This is a genomic window from Actinomadura rupiterrae (genome assembly GCF_024172125.1).
Taxonomy (GTDB): Bacteria; Actinomycetota; Actinomycetes; order Streptosporangiales; family Streptosporangiaceae; genus Spirillospora; species Spirillospora rupiterrae.
In genome coordinates, this window is the sequence record NZ_JAMZEA010000010.1 from 249,071 (window position 1) to 267,930 (window position 18,860).

The 18,860-nt window shown below is 72.7% G+C and carries 8 protein-coding genes; 1 reads left to right on the top strand and 7 read right to left on the bottom strand.

The annotated features are described in order from the left end of the window. Positions 1-3 precede the first annotated feature (3 nt). The 6 genes from FHU30_RS33265 to FHU30_RS33290 all read right to left on the bottom strand — a co-directional run bounded on the left by FHU30_RS33265 (position 4) and on the right by FHU30_RS33290 (position 16,395). A complete protein-coding gene (locus FHU30_RS33265; protein ID WP_253881356.1) occupies positions 4-9,990 on the bottom strand; it encodes a hypothetical protein in 9,987 nt (3,328 codons plus the stop codon). Continuing rightward, positions 9,987-11,621, bottom strand: a complete 1,635-nt coding sequence (locus tag FHU30_RS47345) for a phospholipase D family protein (protein WP_253881358.1) — start codon at positions 11,619-11,621, stop codon at positions 9,987-9,989. Before FHU30_RS47345 ends, FHU30_RS33265 begins: the two co-directional genes overlap by 4 nt. A gap of 429 nt (positions 11,622-12,050) precedes the next feature. Continuing rightward, entirely contained in the window at positions 12,051-13,478 is a 1,428-nt protein-coding gene (locus FHU30_RS33275) for an alpha/beta fold hydrolase (protein ID WP_253881359.1), read from the bottom strand. Between the two features lie 202 nt (positions 13,479-13,680). Further along, positions 13,681-14,394 carry a LytR/AlgR family response regulator transcription factor gene (locus FHU30_RS33280; protein ID WP_253881361.1) on the bottom strand — a complete coding sequence of 238 codons (714 nt, stop codon included), beginning with the start codon at positions 14,392-14,394 and terminating at the stop codon, positions 13,681-13,683. Beyond that, positions 14,391-15,440 (bottom strand): sensor histidine kinase, encoded by a 1,050-nt coding sequence (locus FHU30_RS33285; protein ID WP_253881363.1) that lies wholly within the window; start codon positions 15,438-15,440, stop codon positions 14,391-14,393. Before FHU30_RS33285 ends, FHU30_RS33280 begins: the two co-directional genes overlap by 4 nt. Positions 15,441-15,489: 49 nt before the next feature. Then, positions 15,490-16,395: a Gfo/Idh/MocA family protein gene (locus FHU30_RS33290; RefSeq protein ID WP_253881365.1), complete on the bottom strand. Its 906-nt coding sequence runs from the start codon at positions 16,393-16,395 to the stop codon at positions 15,490-15,492. Between the two features lie 63 nt (positions 16,396-16,458). Between FHU30_RS33290 and FHU30_RS33295 the strand changes: the two genes are divergently transcribed. Continuing rightward, entirely contained in the window at positions 16,459-17,070 is a 612-nt protein-coding gene (locus FHU30_RS33295) for a class I SAM-dependent methyltransferase (protein WP_253881367.1), read from the top strand. Between the two features lie 52 nt (positions 17,071-17,122). Here the strand turns inward: FHU30_RS33295 and FHU30_RS33300 are convergent, their stop codons facing one another. Beyond that, positions 17,123-18,766: an alkaline phosphatase family protein gene (locus FHU30_RS33300; protein WP_253881368.1), complete on the bottom strand. Its 1,644-nt coding sequence runs from the start codon at positions 18,764-18,766 to the stop codon at positions 17,123-17,125. Positions 18,767-18,860: the final 94 nt, after the last annotated feature.

Genomic DNA, 18,860 nt, shown 5'->3' on the forward strand with positions numbered 1-18,860 from the left:
CCGTCACAGGTCGGTGGGGACGATCGGTCGCGGGTCGCTCGGCGCGGCGCTGCCGCGGCGGGCGCGGACCACCAGGGACCGCCCGCTCATGCCGCTGCCCTGGCTGGTGCGGTGCAGCCGCCGCAGCGCGAGCTGGTCGGGCGCTCCGGGGTAGGCCGCCGCCAGCGCGGCCGGGTCGTCGGCGCGCATCATGCCGTGGTAGCGCATGAGGACGGCGCCGAGCAGCAGCTTGGCGGCCAGGACGCCGCTCAGCGCCGACTGGAGCGGACGCACCGGCACGGCGAACGTGACCGTGACCGAGGGCGGCGGCGGGGTGCCGGTACTGGCGGCCTGGACGGCGGTGATGAGCTTCTCGACGGCGTCGGCGAACTCGGGGAACCGCGCCCAGCGGCGCAGCGCGGCCCTGTCGTCGTCGCTCATCGGGCCCGTCCAGGTGATGCCGGTGTACTGCGTGCCGGGCGCGTTGCGCGCGAGGGCCACCTTGTTCTGGAGCTCGTCCGGGATCTGCTCGGGCCCGGCGGGGATGTCGACGCGGGTGACGGCGTCCGGGGCGGCGCCCGCGGCCTGGGTGATGATCTGCGCGATCGCGCCCGTGAACGCGCTGTCGCCCGGGAGGCCCCGGAGGGCCGCGGCGGCCGCGTCGGAGGGGCCCTGCCAGACCAGGTTCAGGGACGGCGCGGGCAGGAAGTCGATGACCGCCTGGAGCCGGTCGGGCAGGTTCGCGGCGGCGGCGCTCACCGGTTCGGTGGAGTACCAGCCGTCGAACATCTCGCGGACCTTCGCCGCGTCCGGCTCGTGCATCAGCCTGACCAGGACGTCGCGGTCGGTCCTGGTCATCACCCCGGCGAACAGCAGGCGCCCCTGCGCGTCGATGGAGACCCGGTTGCGGGTGTCGAGCGGCAGGCCCGAGGTGTCGTAGGCGCTGCCGAGCTGCTCCTCGCTCACCTGGACGAGGTCGACCGCCAGCGGGAAGTCGCCCAGCGCGCCGGACGGGGGCGCCAGCGCCGTCTGCGCCACCAGGAAGCGCTTGCCGAGCTGCCGGTGCGTGAACCTCTGCGCGACCGGGTCGTAGAGGCACTCGGCCTGCACCTCGATGTTGCCGCTGAACAGCTCGACGATCTGGTACACGACCTCGGGGTCGGGCAGCGCGCTGAGCTTGCGCGCGGTCGCCGTGCCGGACGCGGCGTCCGGCGCCTCGGCGGGCCAGCGCTGCTGCGCCTCGTCGGGGAGGCTGTCCCAGAACCGGCGCAGCGGGATCGTGACCGTCCGCACGCGGGTGTCGGCTTGGAACTGGCCGTCCGAGCGGAGCAGCGGCGGGAACGGCGGCAACCGGTGCCACACGATGTCGGAGCCGCTCACGGTCGCGCTCGGCAGGGGCGAGCGGTAGGTCAGGTCGCGCTGCGTGACGCTGTTGACCGGCGAGACCGTCCCGTCGGTCTGGGCGATGACCAGCAGGCGGTGCTCGTAGTAGAACGGCAGCGCCCGCCACTGCAGGGCGAGGACGCCCTGGGAGAAGTCGCCGACGCGCTCGGGCAGGTCGAGGCCGCGCAGCTCGTCCCGGTCGGCCGTGCCGTCCAGGACGAGGTGGTCCGGCGCGCTCGGCAGGGCGTCCGGGATGGGCGGGTAGGCGTCCTCGACCAGGCGGACGGGCAGCTCGTGCTGGTGGTCCTTGGCGAAGCCGCGTATCCAGGCGTACCAGTCGGAGTAGCCGAAGCGGCGCAGCAGGCTGAACGCGACCTGCCGGAACGCCAGCTGCCGGACGAGGGTCTGGTTGCGTTCGGCCAGCGCCTGCTCGTGGTGCCGGGCGACGATCACTTCCCAGATCGCGCCGGGCGCGGGCGGACGGGCCGGGGTGGCGGGCTCGTCCAGCCGCCGCGAGCTGAGCACGAGCGGCGCGTCGACGGCCTGCGTGCGGTCGAGCACGACGTCCAGCCCGCCCGCGGCCGGATCGACCTGCACGGCCGGGACGTCCACCTCGGTGGCCGCGCGTCCGGGGAACAGCGTGGGGGAGCGGCGCAGGCTCTGCCACAGCAGGTCGTAGCGGCCGTAGGGCTGGAAGTAGTAGCGCAGCGTGTGCGCCCAGCGGTCCTCGATGAGCTGGGAGTAGGTCAGGCGGCCGTCGGCGTCGGGCGTGGCGAGCGCGGGCGACCCGGCGCGCGGGTACGCCGTCGCGGTCCAGGGCCCCGCGCCCGTCGCGCCCAGCCCGTCGGCTCCGGGCGCCACCGCGCCGCTGGCATCGAAGAAGCGCGTCGTCCACGCGAGGACGTCGGGGAGCACCTGGGCGATCCCGGCCTCGTCGGTGGGCAGGGTGACCTTCGCGGTGTCGGGCACCTTGGGGTCGTTGCTGTTGAGCGTCTCCAGGTAGTACTTGAGCCGCATCCACTGGACGTGCTCGGGGACGCCGTCGCCCGGCGCGGCGAACACCGAGGCCAGCGCGCCGGTCGCGACGGTGAAGTGGTGCGTGCGCTCGTCGGTCGGGCCGAAGTCCTCGGTCCGGACCGTCCCGGCCAGGCCGTCCGCGGCCTGGAGGTCGGCGGGGGCGAGCGCGGCGCGCACCAGCTTGAGCTGGTCGGCGCTGAGCATGGTGCGGGCGCTGAGCAGCTTGCGGCTCGGGTCGTAGTCCAGCAGCGGCGCGATCACGGGGTCGAACGCCGCGGGGTCGGCGGTCAGCCGGATCCGCGGCCGGACCTCGACCGTCCCCGGCAGCGTCGCGCCGCGCAGCAGCAGCGCGGCCTCGCCGTTGAGCGGCAGCCGGACCGTCCGGGCGGTCGGCGCGGGCTGCGGCTGGAGCTCCACCTGCCCGGCACCGCTGTCGGGACGGGTGACCAGGCTGCACGGCGTGGACAGGGTGAAGCGCACCTCGATGTCGGCGTTGGAGCGTCCGCTGATGGTGACGGAGCGGTAGCGCAGCCGCTGCCGCACGGCCGGACGCAGGCTGATCTGCACCAGCGCCAGCAGGTCGTCGCCTCCGGCGGGACGCTCGTCGAGCTGGATGCTGCGTCCCGGCTGGAACAGCAGCTCGACGTGCAGGTGGCGGCGCAGCGCGGCGAAGGCCGCGGCGTCCGGATCGGCAGGCGTCGTGGTGCTCTCCAGGGTCGCGAACAGCCCCTTGAGCAGTTCCAGCAGTTTCGGCCCGCGGACGGCGCCGGTGTCGGGGTCGTGGAGGCTGAAGGTGACCGAGAGCCCGAGGCGCTGCAGCGCGCCCCAGCCGTAGCGGTCGGCGCCCGGCGGGCAGCTGGCGAGGAAGTCGGCCAGGCTGTTGGGCAGCGTCGGCGGGCTCAGCTGGAGGGCGGCGGCATAGCCGTCGGTGATGTGCCCCTGCGCGTCGGTGACGCTGCCGGGACGCAGCGCGCGCAGCCGCTCCACCAGGCGTGCGAGCAGCGGGTGCATCGGCGTCTCGCGCTTGCCGCCGGGCTGGGTGACGCCCTGCCACTCCGGCCACTCCAGGTAGGAGTCCTGCCAGGAGTACCAGGGGCCGCGCTCGTCCTGGACGCCCTGCGCGGACGGGTCGGGCGGGCGGCGGCGCTGGACGGCGCCGGGGTACCACGCCTCCCACTGGCTGGTGTTCAGCGTGTCGCCGGGCGCCAGCGGCAGGTCGTCGCCCGGGATCATCTGCACCTCCTGCCGCAGCCGCAGCTCGGCGGCGAGCCGGGCCGGGCTGGCGAAGGTGTCGGTGGTGGCCGCGTCGATGTTCAGCTCGTGCAGCCGGTACCCGGCGTTCAGCTCCAGCGGGTAGGCGGCGTCACCGCTCGGTCCCTGGTTCCAGCGGAACCGGATCGCGCGGATGCCCAGCGGATGCGGCCGGAACCCGACGCTCGCGCCGATTTCGCCGGTGAAGACGAACGGCGGCGGGCTCCCGGCGGCCGCGGTGGGCAGCGGCATCGGCGCGTGCGCCAGCCCCGGCTCGGCCCGCTCGTCCTCGGGGCGGACGACGGCGAAACCGGTCGGGCGCGGCAGCCACTCCAGCTCGGCCGGACGGCGCTCCTCGCGCGGGTTGCCCGTGTGCTCGATGCGGTCGGTCGGCGCCGGGGCGGTGGGCGGCGCGGCGACCGCCTCGGCGGCAAGCAGCAGCTGCACGGGCGCCAGGGCGGACGGCACGTCCCGGTCGGAGATCGTCTGGAAGAACACCCGCCACGCCTCGGGACGCCAGGCACCGCCGGGCAGCACGCCCGCGTCCCGCAGCGCGGCGACCGGGACCACCGCCGCGCGCGCACCCGGCGGCCCGAAGACGTGGTCGAGGTCGATCTTGATGTCGGTGGGCAGCGGCCGGGCGTTGGACGTCGGCAGCCCGGTCGTGCGGCCGCGCTGGGTGGTGCTGTCCAGGCCGTAGGAGCCGATCGGCACGGTGCTCTCGCGCCGGAAGACCAGCCGGTAGGTGCGGATCGGCACCGCCGGACCGTCCTGGCGGGCCGCCTCGCTCCACTCGACGTAGACCTGGCGCGGCTCCATCACCTGCGGCGTGCCCGCGCCGGCCGCCGGATCGAGGTCGGACGGTGCGATGCTGTAGCTGACGGTGAGGTCGCCGTCCACCGGAACCGCCGGGGGCGCCGTCGGGTAGCGCGTGGCGATCAGGGTCAGCGGGCGCCCGGCGTTGCCGGCGAAGTCGACCGGCGTGATCGTGTAGACGTAGCCGCGCCCCTCGCGCGGCAGCGCGGCGCGGTCGGCGGCGGTGTCGGGGAAGTGGTCGACGACCTGGAACCGCGGCTGGAGCAGCGACAGCGTGTCGGTCGGCGTGACCGCCCCGGCCGCGGCGACGTCGGTGGTGTGGCGGTGCAGCACCTTGACCGGCTTGACCGTGGTCGTGCGCTCGGCCTCGTCCCCGTCCAGGGCGCGGCGGCGCACCAGGTAGTGGGCCAGGTGGTGGTCGGGGTCGTTCTGGGCGCGGCTCACGCCCGGCGACGCCTGGCGCTGCCAGCTCAGCTCCCACGAAAGCGCGATGGTGCTCGCGTCGCTGTACTGGCGCACCTGCTGGAACTCGGGCGGGAACAGGTTGAACTGCGTCTGCGCGACGTTGAAGGTCCGCACGTCCTGGTTGGCGGTGCCGGGGTTGGCGGCGTCCGGTCGCTCGCGCTGGCTGATGGACGGCTGGGCGTCCAGGCCGGTGCCCACCTGGTCGAGCCAGGCGGGACGCCGGTTGTCCGGGGTGCGCACCGCGAAGACCAGGCCCATCTGGAAGGCGAGCGATCCGGCGATCAGCGCGGCGCGCTTGGCCGGGTCGGGCTCGGCCTGGAAGGCGCGCAGGTCGGCGATGATGTCGTGGATGATGACGCCGCGCAGCTGGTGGGCCTGCTGGTCGGCCTGGACGGCGCCGACCGTGCCGGGGTCGCCGCCGTCCTGGGCGGTGCCGTCGGGGGCGTAGATCGTCGTGTTCGGGGCGAACGCCGCCTCCAGCAGCTGCTCGTAGAGCTCCTGCGGGTCGCGCTTGAGGAAGGGCGAGCCTCTGAACTGCTCGTACGCTCCGCGGACGGCCGCCTCGAAGGAGCTGTCGGACGGGTTCTGCACGCGCGGGTCGCTGACCGGCGGTCGGTAGCCCGGCAGCGCGCCGGGGTCGCCGACCGGGTGCGCGACCGCGGTGTCGCCCGCGCCGGTGTAGGTCTGCTTGAACGCGTTGCCGAGGTGCTGGGCGAGGCTGAGGCCGTCCTGCAAGGGGGCGGGGTCGCTCGCCTGGCCGGTCGTCGGGTTCACCACGCGGCGCTCGGCCGCGCCTCCGGTGTAGAGCCGCGCGGCCCAGTTCACCGCCCAGGTGATCGGGTTGCCGGCGGTGACGGCGGCGGTCACGTCCACGAACTGCGGCGTGGCGGCCATCGGCTCGTAGTGCCGCAGGGAGTAGTTCTCGCCGACGGCCGGTTTCGGCACGCGAAGGGAGAAGTCCTTGGCGACCGCGGTTCCGTCGGCGGGCGGCGGCGGAAGGAAGCCGAGCTCGGGCTCGGCCACGGGGAAGCCGTCCTCGTCGAGGACGAGCCGTCCCTGCGCGTCCCGGTGCAGCCGCTCGGCCTGCGGCAGCAGTACGAAGTAGGTCTGGTGGTCGGGGTCCCAGGCCGGCGCGTCGCGCAGCACGAACAGGACGTAGCCCGGCACGTGGAACACGTCGGGGGCGGGAACCGCCGCCTGCTCGCCGATCACGGCCGCCAGCGCGCGCGGCGGCAGTCCGGCGCGGCGCGCGTCCAGCAGGCGGGCGAACTCCGGCGCGGCGAGCATCGCGCCGCCGGTGCCCGGCACCGGCTCGACCTCGGTGGCCTCCAGGCCCAGCGAGAGGAACTGCTTGGTCCGGTCGAGCGCCGCCTGGACGTTGTCCTCCTCGAACGCGATCTTGACGTTGGCCTGGAGGCTGTGCCCGCAGCAGGAGACGCCGACGGTGCCGCTGCCGCGCACGCCGGGGATGCTCAGCCCCTTGACGCCGATCTCCAGCCCGGCGCTGAAGGTGATCTCCAGGCTGAAGCTGAACGACAGCCGGATCGTGGTGAACACCAGCGGGATCTTGATCCAGAACTCGATCGCGAAGGAGACCTGCACCTCCAGCCCGATCGCGCCGTAGACGGCCGAGTCGTTCAGCGGGTCGCGGAAGTCGACCACGCCGATGTAGCGCGCGCCGAACGCGACCCGCGCGGTGGCGGTGATCCGCATGCCGACCAGCCCGAGGTCCACCCCGGCGCTGAGGTCGAGCCGCCCGCGCGCCAGGAAGCTGGTGCCGAGCACCATCTCGGTGGTGGAGACGCGGAAGATGAACCCGCCCTCGACCTCCACGGCCAGCGGGCCGAGCGTGGTGTGCCAGCGCAGCATGTTGGGCCAGCCCAGCTCGTAGTGGAACAGGCCCGGCTCGATCAGCAGCGTCGCCGAGAAGCGGCTGTTGCCGATCGCGTCGCGGACGAAGTCGGGCAGCGGCGGGTGGACGCCCGGCTTGCCGCCCTCGGGCTTGGAGATGTGCGCGAGGAACCGCTTCTGGCGCGGCGACAGCAGCACGAAGCCGCTGAGGATCGGGTTCTCGCGCGCGCCGTCCTTGTTCGTGACGTAGTCGGCGTAGTTGGTGTTGAACCAGCCGCGGACGGCCATGAAGAACGTCAGGTCGCTGCGGAACGCGATGATCGCGTCCACGAGGAAGACGCAGGCCAGGTCGGCCTCGGCGAACGCGTCGTAGCGCAGCGGCGAGACCGACGCCGAGGTCTGCGAGATCATCGCGCGCAGCACGATCGTCCAGCGCGGGTCCTGGCCGGCGTCCTCCAGGTCCACGGCCCAGCGGTCGCGCTTGGACAGGTCGCCCTGGGTGCGCGACAGCCCTTCGAGCGTCTTCAGCAGCTTGCGGACGTCGTTCTCGGCGTCCGCGGCCTTGATCGAGGCGATGGTGAACCGGTAGCCGAACCCCATCCCGATCTCGCGCAGGTAGATCTGGATGACCGGGATCATGAAGCTGACCTGGCGGATCTCCAGGTAGAGGAACCAGGCCCGCAGCCACGGCGAGCCCGGTCCGCGGCGCACCCGCAGGAAGCCGAAGCTGGCCGCGATGGTCGGCAGCCCCTGGATCTGCACGACACCTTCGCCGATCAGCCCGGTCTGGTCGGGCTCGTCCACGAAGTCGACCACGCCGCTCAGGCGGAACGCGGCGCCGATCGACAGGTTCACCGGCAGGCGCGAGAAGTGGATGCGCGGGACGAACTCGCCCGGCGCGGGCAGGCCGATGAACAGCTCGTGGTAGTCGGGCCGCGAGTCGGGGGTGTCGCCGGGGCCCTGCGCGAACTTCAACTGCCCGGTCACCTGCATCGCACCGTCGCCGTCGAAGAACTCGCACTGCGGGACGAACCCGATCGCGCGCAGCTCCATCTCGAAGCAGCCGAGGAAGCTGAAGGTGACCGGCTTGGGCAGCTCGACCAGGAACTTCACATGCTTGGCGATCACCTTGGCGTCGCCGGTGAGCGGGCACTGGACCAGGTCGATGCGGATCTTGCCGAGCAGGCCCAGCGGCCCGTCGGCGTCGTCGCCCGGCGCCAGGACGAACTGGGCGGACCCGGTGATGGTGAAGTAGAGATGGAACGCGCCGTCGTCGACGAACCGCAGGCCCAGCGCGTCCACCGAGAACTGGAAGCGCGTGCCCTTGCAGTCCAGCAGCTTGACGCCGCGCAGGTTCGCGGCGCCCTGCACGAGCGTCAGGTTGCCGCCGTCGCGCTGGGCGAACTGCAGGGCGATGTCGGCGGTCGCGTCGCCCACCAGGTCGGGCGGCAGCGGGCCGGAGCCGGCGAGGGTGAAATCGGCGATGCGGTTCTCGCGGATGACGAAGCCGCTGTCGGTGAAGCGGAACCGGGTGCGCAGGCCGTTCAGCCGGGCCGGGCGGTCGGTGACGGTGGCGGCGAGGTTGACCCCCTTGGGCGTGAGGGCGAAGTCCCGCACGCTGAAGGTGATCGGCTCCTCGCTGGCGCGGGTGAAGTCCAGCTCCAGCACCGCGCCGTCCGGCTGCTGGATCTGGTAGTGGTAGTCCTTGGTGGCGAGGGTGAAGTAGTGGAAGGTCTTGTCGCCCAGGTCCTTGCCCCGGAACCGCCAGCGCATCCCGAACAGGTCGGGGAACTGGCGCTCGGCCTCCGTCGAGCGCAGCTGGATGCCCTGGTCGTGGTCGACCTTGAGGGCGAACGTCGCCAGGTCGAACGTCAGCCGGCACAGCAGGTCGAAGCTGATGCTGAGGACGCGCACCCGCACGCCGATGTCGAAGCTCACCTCGCCCTGCGGCAGCGTGATCGCCAGGTTGGTGAGCGGCGTGTCGGTGTAGAGCTGCAGGAACTGCGAGTCGCCGCCCTGGCCCTGCTTGAGGAAGGGCAGGGTGAACCCGCCGCCCGCGTCGAGGTTGACGCTCAGCTGCGCGGTCCAGCCCGTCCCGAGGTCGGCCGGGTCGAAGACCACCGGCTTGCACAGGGACGCGGGGTCGTTGAGGTCGAGCGGTGGGATGGGCGTGGTGAGCTCGCGGAAGAAGCCGGGCAGCTTCGGGGCGCCGAGCGCGACGTCCAGCAGCACCAGGCTGCGCGGGCCGTCCGGCGGCTTCAGCGACACGCTGAACAGGGGCTTGCCGGGCGGCTGGGGCGGCTCGTCGTTGTGCAGCTCGCGGTCGCCGTCGCGGCCCCAGGCGAACGTGCTGCCCGCCGTCACCGGGTCGGTTCCGGGCAGGGTGACGACGAAGGCGGCGCGGCCGAGGCCCGCGCCCTGGCGCATCAGCAGCAGCGAGAAGCGGCTGGACGCCGGGACGCCCACGCTGAGCCCGGGGAGCGCGAACGAGGCACCGGACGCGGACGCCTGCCAGTCCAGGCGCGCCTCTTCGAGGCCGCCGGAGCCGATGATCAGGCGCAGCGTCACGTCCTGCTCGCCCGCCGGGCTGCGGTCGCCCAGGTTGGGGACGAACTGGCCGAGCAGCCTGCTGAGCGCGCCCTCCTTCCACTGCAGCACCAGGCACACCTTGCCGCCCGCCTGGTGGAAGCCGACCGTCGCGCTGTCGATCACCACTCCGGTGCCGGCGATCTGCACCGGGTAGGGGAGCGCGAGGTTGAGCGGCGTGTCGGACTGGAGGCCGTCCTTGCTGGCGGTCCCGCTGAGCTTCGGCACCGCGAACTCGACGAACGGGCGTCCGGGATCGGGCTCGTAGCGGGCGTCGCCGCCGGAGCTCACCTTGCGCATGGGGCGCAGCAGCGTCGGGGCGAACCGCAGCGCCACGGGAGCGTCGGTCACGCGCAGCACCGTGGTCGGGACGAAGTCGATCTCCAGCCCGATGCCCTCGGAGTCGGGGGAGCCGCTCGTGTCGCGCTGCAGCACCACGCTCACCGCGTCGATCCCGGGCAGCGCCAGGACGAGGTCCTGCTCCAGGAGCAGGCGGGTCAGCACGTTGACCTTGTCGGGCTCGGCCGTCGCCTGCGGCGGCTCGATCCAGATGTGGGAGAGGACGGCGGGGTCGGGCGGCTTGGGCAGGAACGGCGGCCACTTGTCGCCGAGGTAGTCCTTGAGGGTGATGAACATCGTCATAGCGAGCACGCCCCCCAGTCGTCGCGCGAGTCGACGTCCGCGAGCATGTCGTAACTCTGCTGCTCGTTCGGCTTGAGTGTCTTGTTGTCAGGGGGCAGGACCACGGGTTTGACGCGGGAGGGCAGGGTGACCCCGCTGCCGGGGGTTCCCCAGGAGGCGTTCCAGACGTTGAGCGCCTTGCCGATATCGGCGATCTTCGGCTGGTCGGCGGGGGCGAGGTCGAACGCGTCGCTCCAGAGTTGCACCCGGTACTGCTGCACCAGCGTGTCGTCCTCGTCGACGACGGACACCGAGTGCTCGATGTCGGTGTAGAGGCTGCGCCGCATGAAGTTGGCCGACCCGATGATCGCCCAGTGGTCGTCGACGATGGTGGACTTGGTGTGGACGATCACGTCGCGGCTGAACATCGCGAACTGGCCGAGCTGCGCGGGGGTCGTCCCCTTCACCAGCCCCTGGGACAGCGCGACCAGCCCGTACGGTGGGAATTTCGGGTCGTTCGGGTCGGCGACCCCGACGACCAGGATCACCCTGAGGGCCGGCTTCGTCTGGATGGCGTCCCTCAGCGCCTTCATCAGGTCGATCGACCAGAAGGACTGGTCCTCGATGTAGATGAAGTTCTCGGCGGCCTTGATCGCTTTGAACCAGGCGGTGCTGATCTCGAACATGCCGGACGGCGCGAACGAGATCTTGTCGTTCTCGGGCAGCCGGTTGGTGCTCTTGTAGTTGAACTGGGGCAGGGTGCGCAGGGACTGGACGTGGTGTTTGCCCTGCGACGTGGTCGGCAGGGTGCGCGCGGCCAGTTCCGGGGAGCCGGGCGTGTGGCTGTCGAGACCGGCGAAGCCGACGCGGAAGGGCCGCACCTTCCGGCCCCTGACCTCGTTCCACATGGCGCGGAAGAAGTCGAACATCGCCTGCACCGCCGGGCCCTCGACCTTCGCCTGCACGTCGTGCCACTGCCCGGCGGGGTGCGGCGCGGAGCCGTGGCGGTCGCCCACGAAGTCGAGCCCGCCCGTGAAGCCGATGGCGCCGCTGCTGCTGCCGAGGACCACCAGCTTGGTGTGGGCGGAGCCCGCGGAGTGGGTCAGGATGTTCACCCAGGCCTTCTCGGCGAGCTTGGGTTCGTTGCGCAGGTCCAGGATGGCGTTCAGGGTGGCGAGGTTGATGTTGCGGGTGTTCGCCAGCCCGTGGTCCACCCCTTTGCTCTGGGCGAAGTTGTCGGACATGAGGGCGAACGAGGCCCAGCCCAGGATCCGGACGTCGACTCCGGCCCTTGCCTTGTCCTTGAGCAGGTCGTTCAGCTGGGCCGGGAGCGCGGGCCCGTCGAGCGAGAAGGGCTTCGCCAGCTCGACCAGCGGCGTGTAGGCGCCGGACGAGCCGGGCGCGGGCAGGATCTTGCCGCCCACCAGGTGGAGGTCCCAGCCGGCGATGTAGATGAACTGGTCGGCGTTCTCGGCCGGCGTCCCCGCGCCCAGCTTGGCGAGCTGCTTCTTCAGCTCGTCGAAGTAGGCGGTGCCGTCGATCAGCGGGGTGATCTTGCAGCCCCCGAAGGTGGCCGGGAGCGGCTGCGAGGGGGGGACGGTGTCTTCGGGCTGGACGAAGTACTTCTTCATCAGCGCGTTGATATCGGCCACCAGAAAGCCCCCCGAAGCTGGATACGCGGCTCCCCGACACGATTCAGCATTCTGGCAGCGGAACACGGCGACCGGGCTGGGTCACGAACGCCAGTCAAGCTCAGAAATGATGAAGGTGAGGCAAGCTGTTGCTCAACTTTCACACAAGGGCCTCACTCCCGACAACGGTTCGGCCTGATCCGGACGGCGACCATGCGCTGCCGCGCCCGCAACGCCACCCTGACCACCGCGTCGTTCGTTTCCGCAGGCGGTGCGGCGGTGCCGGCCATCGATGCCTCATTGTCCGTTTCGCCGCTCGACAATTACCATAAACAAGTACAAAAAGGACTTCGATCATGCTTCGCCCGCCGAGCCGGGGGAGGGCTCGGCGGGCGGCGGTGCTCTTTACCGCGGATTCCGCGGCGGCCGAAGACGATTTCTTTTCGGCGTTCAGCCGAGCAGGAACTTGATCACCGCGTCGCGTCCGGCGTGGCCGGGTTCGCGGTTCTGGATGGAGTGCGCGGCGCCCTTGACCACCACGAGTTTCGCGGCGGGGGAGGCGGCGGCGAGTTCCTGCCGGGCCCATTCGAGCGGCGTGCTGAGGTCGCGGTCGCCGTTGAGGACCAGCGTCGGCAGGTAAGGCAGCCGACCGGACGGGTTCGGGCTCGGCGGCTCGGCCGGCCAGCGCAGGCAGGTCTGGACGCTGCTCTGCGCGAGCGCGACCGCCGTCGTGTAGGGCCAGGTGGCCGATGCGGGGAGCGTCCGGGCGGTGCGGTCGAGGAGCGGCTGCCGGAGCGCGGACGGGGTGGCCGACGTCCCCCACGGGAAGCGCAGGTCGTCGCAGAGGGTGGCGGCGTGCAGGCCCGCGCTGAGCTGGGTGGCGGGCGTGCCGTCGGCCGGCGTCATCACGGCCTCGATCGCGTCGAGCTTGCGGGTGTCCCCGGCGACGGCCTGGTGCAGCGCGCCGATGAGGTCGCCCGGCAGGCCGCTGCCCGGGATCGGGTCGGGGTTGCGGTAGGTCGGGTCGAGGAACTCATAGCCCACGACATCCCCGAACAGCGCCAGCTCGCCCGCGGTGCTCCGCCGCCGGACGAGCGTCGCGAGGTCCTTCGCCGGGTCGAAGCCGCAGGCGGGCGCGGCCTTGCAGACGTCCCGGAGCACGCGCGGCTCGGCGGTGAGCCCGACCAGGTTCAGGTCGCCGGCGACCGTCCAGTGGTGCGGGACGACCGAGTCCAGCAGCAGCTTGGACACGTGCCGCGGATGGGCCAGGGCGTAGCGGGCGGCGGTGAGGCTGCCGTAGGACACCCCGTCCACGGCCATCGCGTTCACGCCGAGCGCGCGCCGGAGGAGTTCGAGGTCGCCCACGGTCTGGTCGGTGCCGTAGAAGCGGGCGCGGTCGCCGAGCAGGTGGACGCACTCGTCCACGGCGTCCGGGGTGGCCGGGGCGCTGTCGGAGCCGCTGACCTGGGCCTGCATCGCCGGGCAGGTCACCGCGCCGAGCGGGCCCGTGCCGCGCTGGTCGAGAATGACCAGCCGGTACTGCTTGAACACCGCGGGCATGCGCGCGGTGATGCGCGACAGCAGCGCGACGCCCTCCTGCCCGGGACCGCCGGTGAGGAACAGCAGCGTCCCCTTGGGGTGGGCCGGTGCGTCGGCGACGCCCACCTGGAGGTCGAGCGTGCCGTGCGTCCGGCCGGAGTGGTCCAGCGGGACGGTCAGCTTCCAGCAGGTGAAGCCGGGCTGCGCGGCGCCGTCGTCGTCCGGGCACGGGTGCCGGTCGTGGAGCCCCGGTGGGGCGGCGTGCGCGGCGGGCGCCACCGCCGCCGTGACGGCGAGGCCGCAGCCGAGCGCGGCGAGGGTGCGGCGGACCTTGTTCATCGCGAACTCCCCTGTGATGTGGAAGGACCGGCGCGCGCGTCCCTGCGCGGGTGCCGGCCCCGGCCCGGCCGGGAGTGACGGGCCGCGGCCACCCTAGGAGCGGTTCCGGCGCGGTGGACGGTCCCGTGCGGCGAACGGGAGCGGTCGGACGCCGAACGGGAGCAGCCGTCAGGTAGGCGAGTCGGCGGGCCGGCGGCGGCGGTCAGGTCGGCAGACCGAGGGCGGCTCGTACCTGGTCGCGGTAGGCGCGGCCGGAGATGAGGGTCTCGCCGGAGCTCAGGATCAGTTGCATCTCGCCATGGCCGAGGATCTCCAGCTCGCGGATCCGGTCCACCCGGACGATGACCGACCGGTGGACGCGCAGGAACGCGTCCGAACCGAGCCGCTCCTGGAGCCTGGCCAGCGTGCCGCGGACCAGGTGCGAGCGCGCGCCGGTGTGGATGCGCAGGTAGCCGTCCTCGGCCCGGACGTAGTCGATCGCGTCCAGGTCCAGCAGCCGGATCCGGCCGCCGGTCTCGACGGGCAGCCGGTTCAGCGCGGGCGCGGTGTTCCGCTGCGCCAGGTGGCTCCGGACCCGGGTGAGCGCGAGGTCGAGCCGGTCCTGGCCGTAGGGCTTGAGCAGGTAGTCGACCGCGTCGACCTCGAAGGCGCGGACGGCGTGCCCGCTGAACGCCGTCACGAACACCACCGCGGGGTCGTGCCGTCCCCAGATCGCCTCCAGGAGGGCGAACCCGTCGCTCTCGGGCAGCTGGACGTCCAGGAACACCAGGTCGGGCCGGTGCCGGTCGAGAGCGGCGAGCGCGGTGCGGGGCGACCCGCAGCCGGCGAGCAGCCGGATGTCCTCGTGCGGGGCGAGCATGCGCTGCAGCCGCCGCCGCGCCGGCGGCTCGTCGTCCACGATCAGCGTCCTGATCATGCCCGGGCCGTCCGCAGCGGCAGCCGGACGGTCGCCGCGACGCCGCCGTCCGGACGCGGCTCGACGGTGAACAGGTGCTCGGGGCCGTACATCTGGCTGAGCCGGGCGCGCGCGTTGGCCAGCCCGATCCCCGCGCGCGGGCGGCCGGGCGGCAGCCCGACACCGTCGTCGGTGACGACCAGTTGCAGCCACGAGCCGTCCGGACGGGCCGAGATGGTCACCGTGCCGGGCGCGTCGCGGGGCGAGATGCCGTGCAGCACCGCGTTCTCCACGAGCGGCTGCAGGAGCAGCGGCGGGACGAGCGCGTCGAGCGCCCCGGGGTGCAGCCGCCACTCCACCGCCAGCCGGTCCTCGAACCGGGCCTGCTCGATGTCCACGTAGGCCGACAGGACCTCAAGGTCCTCGCGCAACCTCACCTCCAGCGAACCGTCCTGCTCCAGCGACCGCCGCAGCAGCGTGCTCAGCCGGACCACCATCTGCTCGGCGCGCTGGGGATCGTCATGGACGAACGCGGCGATGGTGTTCATCGCGTTGAACAGGAAATGCGGCCGCACCTGCGCCCGCAACGCCTGCAACTCAGCGCGGGCCACCTGGTCGCGCGCCCGCGCGAGCTGCTCGCGCCGCCGCCGGTGCTGCGTGAAGTAGTAGACCCCGTGCGCCACCCCGACCCACTCGACGTACATCGTCAGGTAGGCCCCGAGGTTGCGGAGGTACTCCGCGCCGAACCCCCGCCCGGGCGGCAGCCAGTGCAGGACGGGGTCGAACAGGAACATCCGCCCGCTGAGCCAGCACAGCGCCACCAGGTATCCGGCCAGGTGGACCAGCACCGCCCGCACCGGACGGGACCGTCCGATCGGGAACCGCACGGTGAGCAGGTACACGCTGATGTTCACCGGAACCCACGTCAGCGACGACGCCATGCTCTGCGCGAGGCCCAGGCCCACGCTGTGCGCCCCGTCCGCGTAGTCCCTCCACCAGCCCAGCGCGTCCATCACCGCGAGCAGGGACACGCCCCCGGCCCAAATGCCGAACACCCGCCGATCCACGCCCGTACCGTAACGACCCGGCCTTCCGCCGCCAACCTCGCGATCGCGGCTAGCCGGCGGGGGTCACCTTCACGGCGCTCCCCATCGAGCGCTGGGCGGCTTCGAGGACGGCGTTGATCCTGGCGGCGAAGGCCGTGTCGCACGGGTCCGGGGCTCCGGTGGACGCGCTGCGCGCGAGCCGGCCGATCGCCGTGGTCAGGGCGGTCACCGCGGAGGTCTCACCCACCGGGACCGTCAGGACGCCCGCGTCGCCGACGAACGCGATGTCCAGCGCGTTGGCCGCCGGGGGCGCGTCCAGGCTGAGCGTCACGGTGGAGACCGCGCCGCCCTGGTGCCGCAGGAGCATGTGCGAGGTGCTGTGCGGCCCGCTCATCGCCGTGACCTCGGTGACCTCGCCCAGGACGGGGACGAGCACCGACAGGATGTGCGGTCCCAGATCCCAGAGCGCGCCGTGCGTGCGACGCCAGTCGGACGCCGCGTACGGGCTGCCCGGCTCGAAGATCGAGGCCAGGATGGTCGCGCGCCCGCCGTCCCATCCGCCGCGGGCCGCGGCGTCCTGGATCGTCGCCTCCACCGCGGGAGCGAAGCGGTTGGTGAAGAAGACCACCGAGGCGACTCCGGCCGCGGACACCGCGTCCGCCACGGCTGCCGCGCCGGCCGCCGACAGGCCGACGGGCTTCTCCAGCAGCAGGTGCTTGCCCGCCTCCGCCGCGCGCAGCGCCAGCGGCTGTTGAACCTCGGGCGGCAGCGAGATCGACACGGCGTCCACGTCGGCGAGCAGTTCGTCGACATCCTGGTAGGCGCGGACGCCATGCCTGTCGGCCAGGGCCTCCGCCCGCCCCGGATCGCGCCCCCACACCCCGGCCAGAACCGCCTCCGGTGCGGCCGCCAGCGCGGGCGCATGCGTCTCGCTTGCCCAATAACCCGTTCCGAGCAGCCCGAATCTCATCGCCATGCGTGGAGCTTAGGGGGAGAACGCCTGGCCGAGCCCGGGGCGGTCGGTGGTTAGCTTGTGAACGTGAGCGATGCGATTCGGATGGCTTTTGGTGAGCTTGCCGGCGACTACGACCATGTGCATCACGACGCGGTGGCGCATGCGCTTCTCGAACTGGCTCCGCCTGGGGCCGGCGACGCGGTGGCGGATGTGGCGTGCGGCGCCGGCGCGGTCGCGCTGCAGGTCGCGGAGAGGCTGTCCGCTTCGGCGCCTGCCGTCCTCGCGATCGACCTGTCCGAGGAAATGGTGGCGGTCGGCAGGGCCCGCGCTGAGCAGCGCGGACGCATCGGTGCGATCGACTGGCGTGTGGCACCGGCCGTGCCGCTCCCGGTGGAGGACGGTTCGCTCGACCTGATCCTGTGTGCTTCCTCGCTGCACTTCCTGGGGATGGCGGCGCTGGCCGACTGGCGACGCGCGCTCCGGCCCGGCGGACGGGTCGGGTTCACCCTGCCGCTGGCGTCCCAGTTCCGCCCGAGCGGCACGTTCGCCGAGCTCGTCGCGACGGACCTGCCGATCCCGGAGGACGCCGAGCAGGCGCTTTCGGTGGCGTCCGCGGCCGGGTTCGCGGACGCCGAGTCGCGGGTGGTCACGGTCGGCTCGCGAGCGGTCGTCGCGGTCGTCGCGTCCAAGAGATGATCCGGCCCGTCCAGCGGCGGCTGCGGTGTGGGCGCTGGAGGGGCGGGCTCGATCAGGACGTGCGGAGCGGGCGGGTGTGTTCGCGGGCCACGGCCTGGAGGGCGGACGGGTCGAGACCGAGCAGGCGCAGGATCGTCGGGGCGATCTGCGTGGTCTCCACCGGGCGGACGTAGGTCCGGGAGTGGGCGCCGGGCATCGCGATGACCAGCGGGACGTGGCGGTCCTGCGGGTCGCCGCCGCCGTGCTCGGCGATCTTGCCCTTGCCGCCGGTGAAGACGACACCGTGCTGGACGGTCGCGAAGAGGTCGGGGCGGCGCTCGTCGCGCGCCGTGGTGCCGAACAGGCGGGCGGTCGCGCGCCCGGCGTAGATCTTCAGGGTGCCGGACGCCTGGAGCGTGCGCGGGGCGCCGGTGATGGTGCCGCCGGTGACCGGGTGGCTGCGCAGGTAGGACGCGGCGAAGTCGGCCGCGGCCTGCGAGCGGTCGGAGAACCACAGCTGCAGGGCGTCATCGTTCACCGAGAACGCGACCAGCGGCTTGGCCTGCGGGTGCGCGGCGGCCCAGGCCTTGTTCAGCCCGTCGATGACGGCGCCGTCGTCGACGCGGGTGAGGGCTTGCGGGTCGGTCGGCGACTGGCCGTGCTTGGCGGACAGGATGATCGCCGTGCTGCCGGTCAGGCCGCGCCTGGCCAGTTCCGCGCGGAACGCGGCGATCCGGCCGTCCACGGCGTCCAGCGCGGAACGCAGCACCGGGCCGGGGACCGTGCCGCCGTTCTCGTACCCACCGGGCCGGCCGCCGGAGGCCGGCAGCTTCTGCGCGGTGGAGACGGCCTGGAAGTTCATGCCGAACACGGCCGGGGTCCCGGTCCGGGTGCGGCGGGCGTGGTCGTAGCCGTCGATCTCGTTGAGGACCGCCTGGGCCTTGTACCCGTCGTACTGCTGGGTGGCGGCGTTGTCCTTCGTCCAGTCGGACGCGCCGGGCGCCTTGCTGTTGATCTCGGGCGTGAACAGGTCGTCGATCCCGGCGCCGGACGGGCCGTTGAGGATGTCGTAGGCCGGGTGCTTGTCGGACCAGGCCGTCCGCAGCCCGTGCTTGCGGGCGACCTCGAAGACCGTGTTCACCTTGAGGTAGGAGTGCGGGTAGACCGGCTTGCACGTCCGCGGGTCTACCGGCAGCTTGGCCGGGTTGAGCAGCGTGCGCGGGGTGCCGGTCATGGCCGTGATGCCGCCCGGCAGGTTCGGGAGGCCCTGCCCGGCGTCGAGGGCGTCCGGGTTCTTGTCGGCGTCCTCGGTGTAGGAGACCTCCGCGCCGGGCGCGGCGCCCTTGCAGTCCGTGGTCCCGGCCGGCAGCAGCGCCCGGTTCCACGTGTCGTCGTAGTAGACGCCGGTGGTGCCCGGGTTGCCGCCGGTGACCTGGCCGACCATGCCGGGGAACGAGTCGGACGGCAGCGGCGTGGACGCTCCGGTGTAGGAGACACCACCGGCGCGCAGCGCGGCCAGCGCCGAATGCGGGTGGGTGCCCACGTACCACTTCAGGTCGGACTCGTGCAGCCCGTCCACCGACAGCAGCAGCACATGGCCGATGCGGTGCGGGCCGGAATGGCCCGCCGCCATCGCCGGTACGGCGAGTCCGGCCGCCACCGCGGCGGCCGCCGTCGCGCCCAGCACGGAGCGGAATGCAACACGCTTCGAGATCAACGTTCCTCCCGGTGCGGCCGAGCACTCGTCTGCCGCCTCGGAAGTTCTACAAGTGCGTAGATAAACGCCGGGTGACCTGGACCGGAATTCCGGG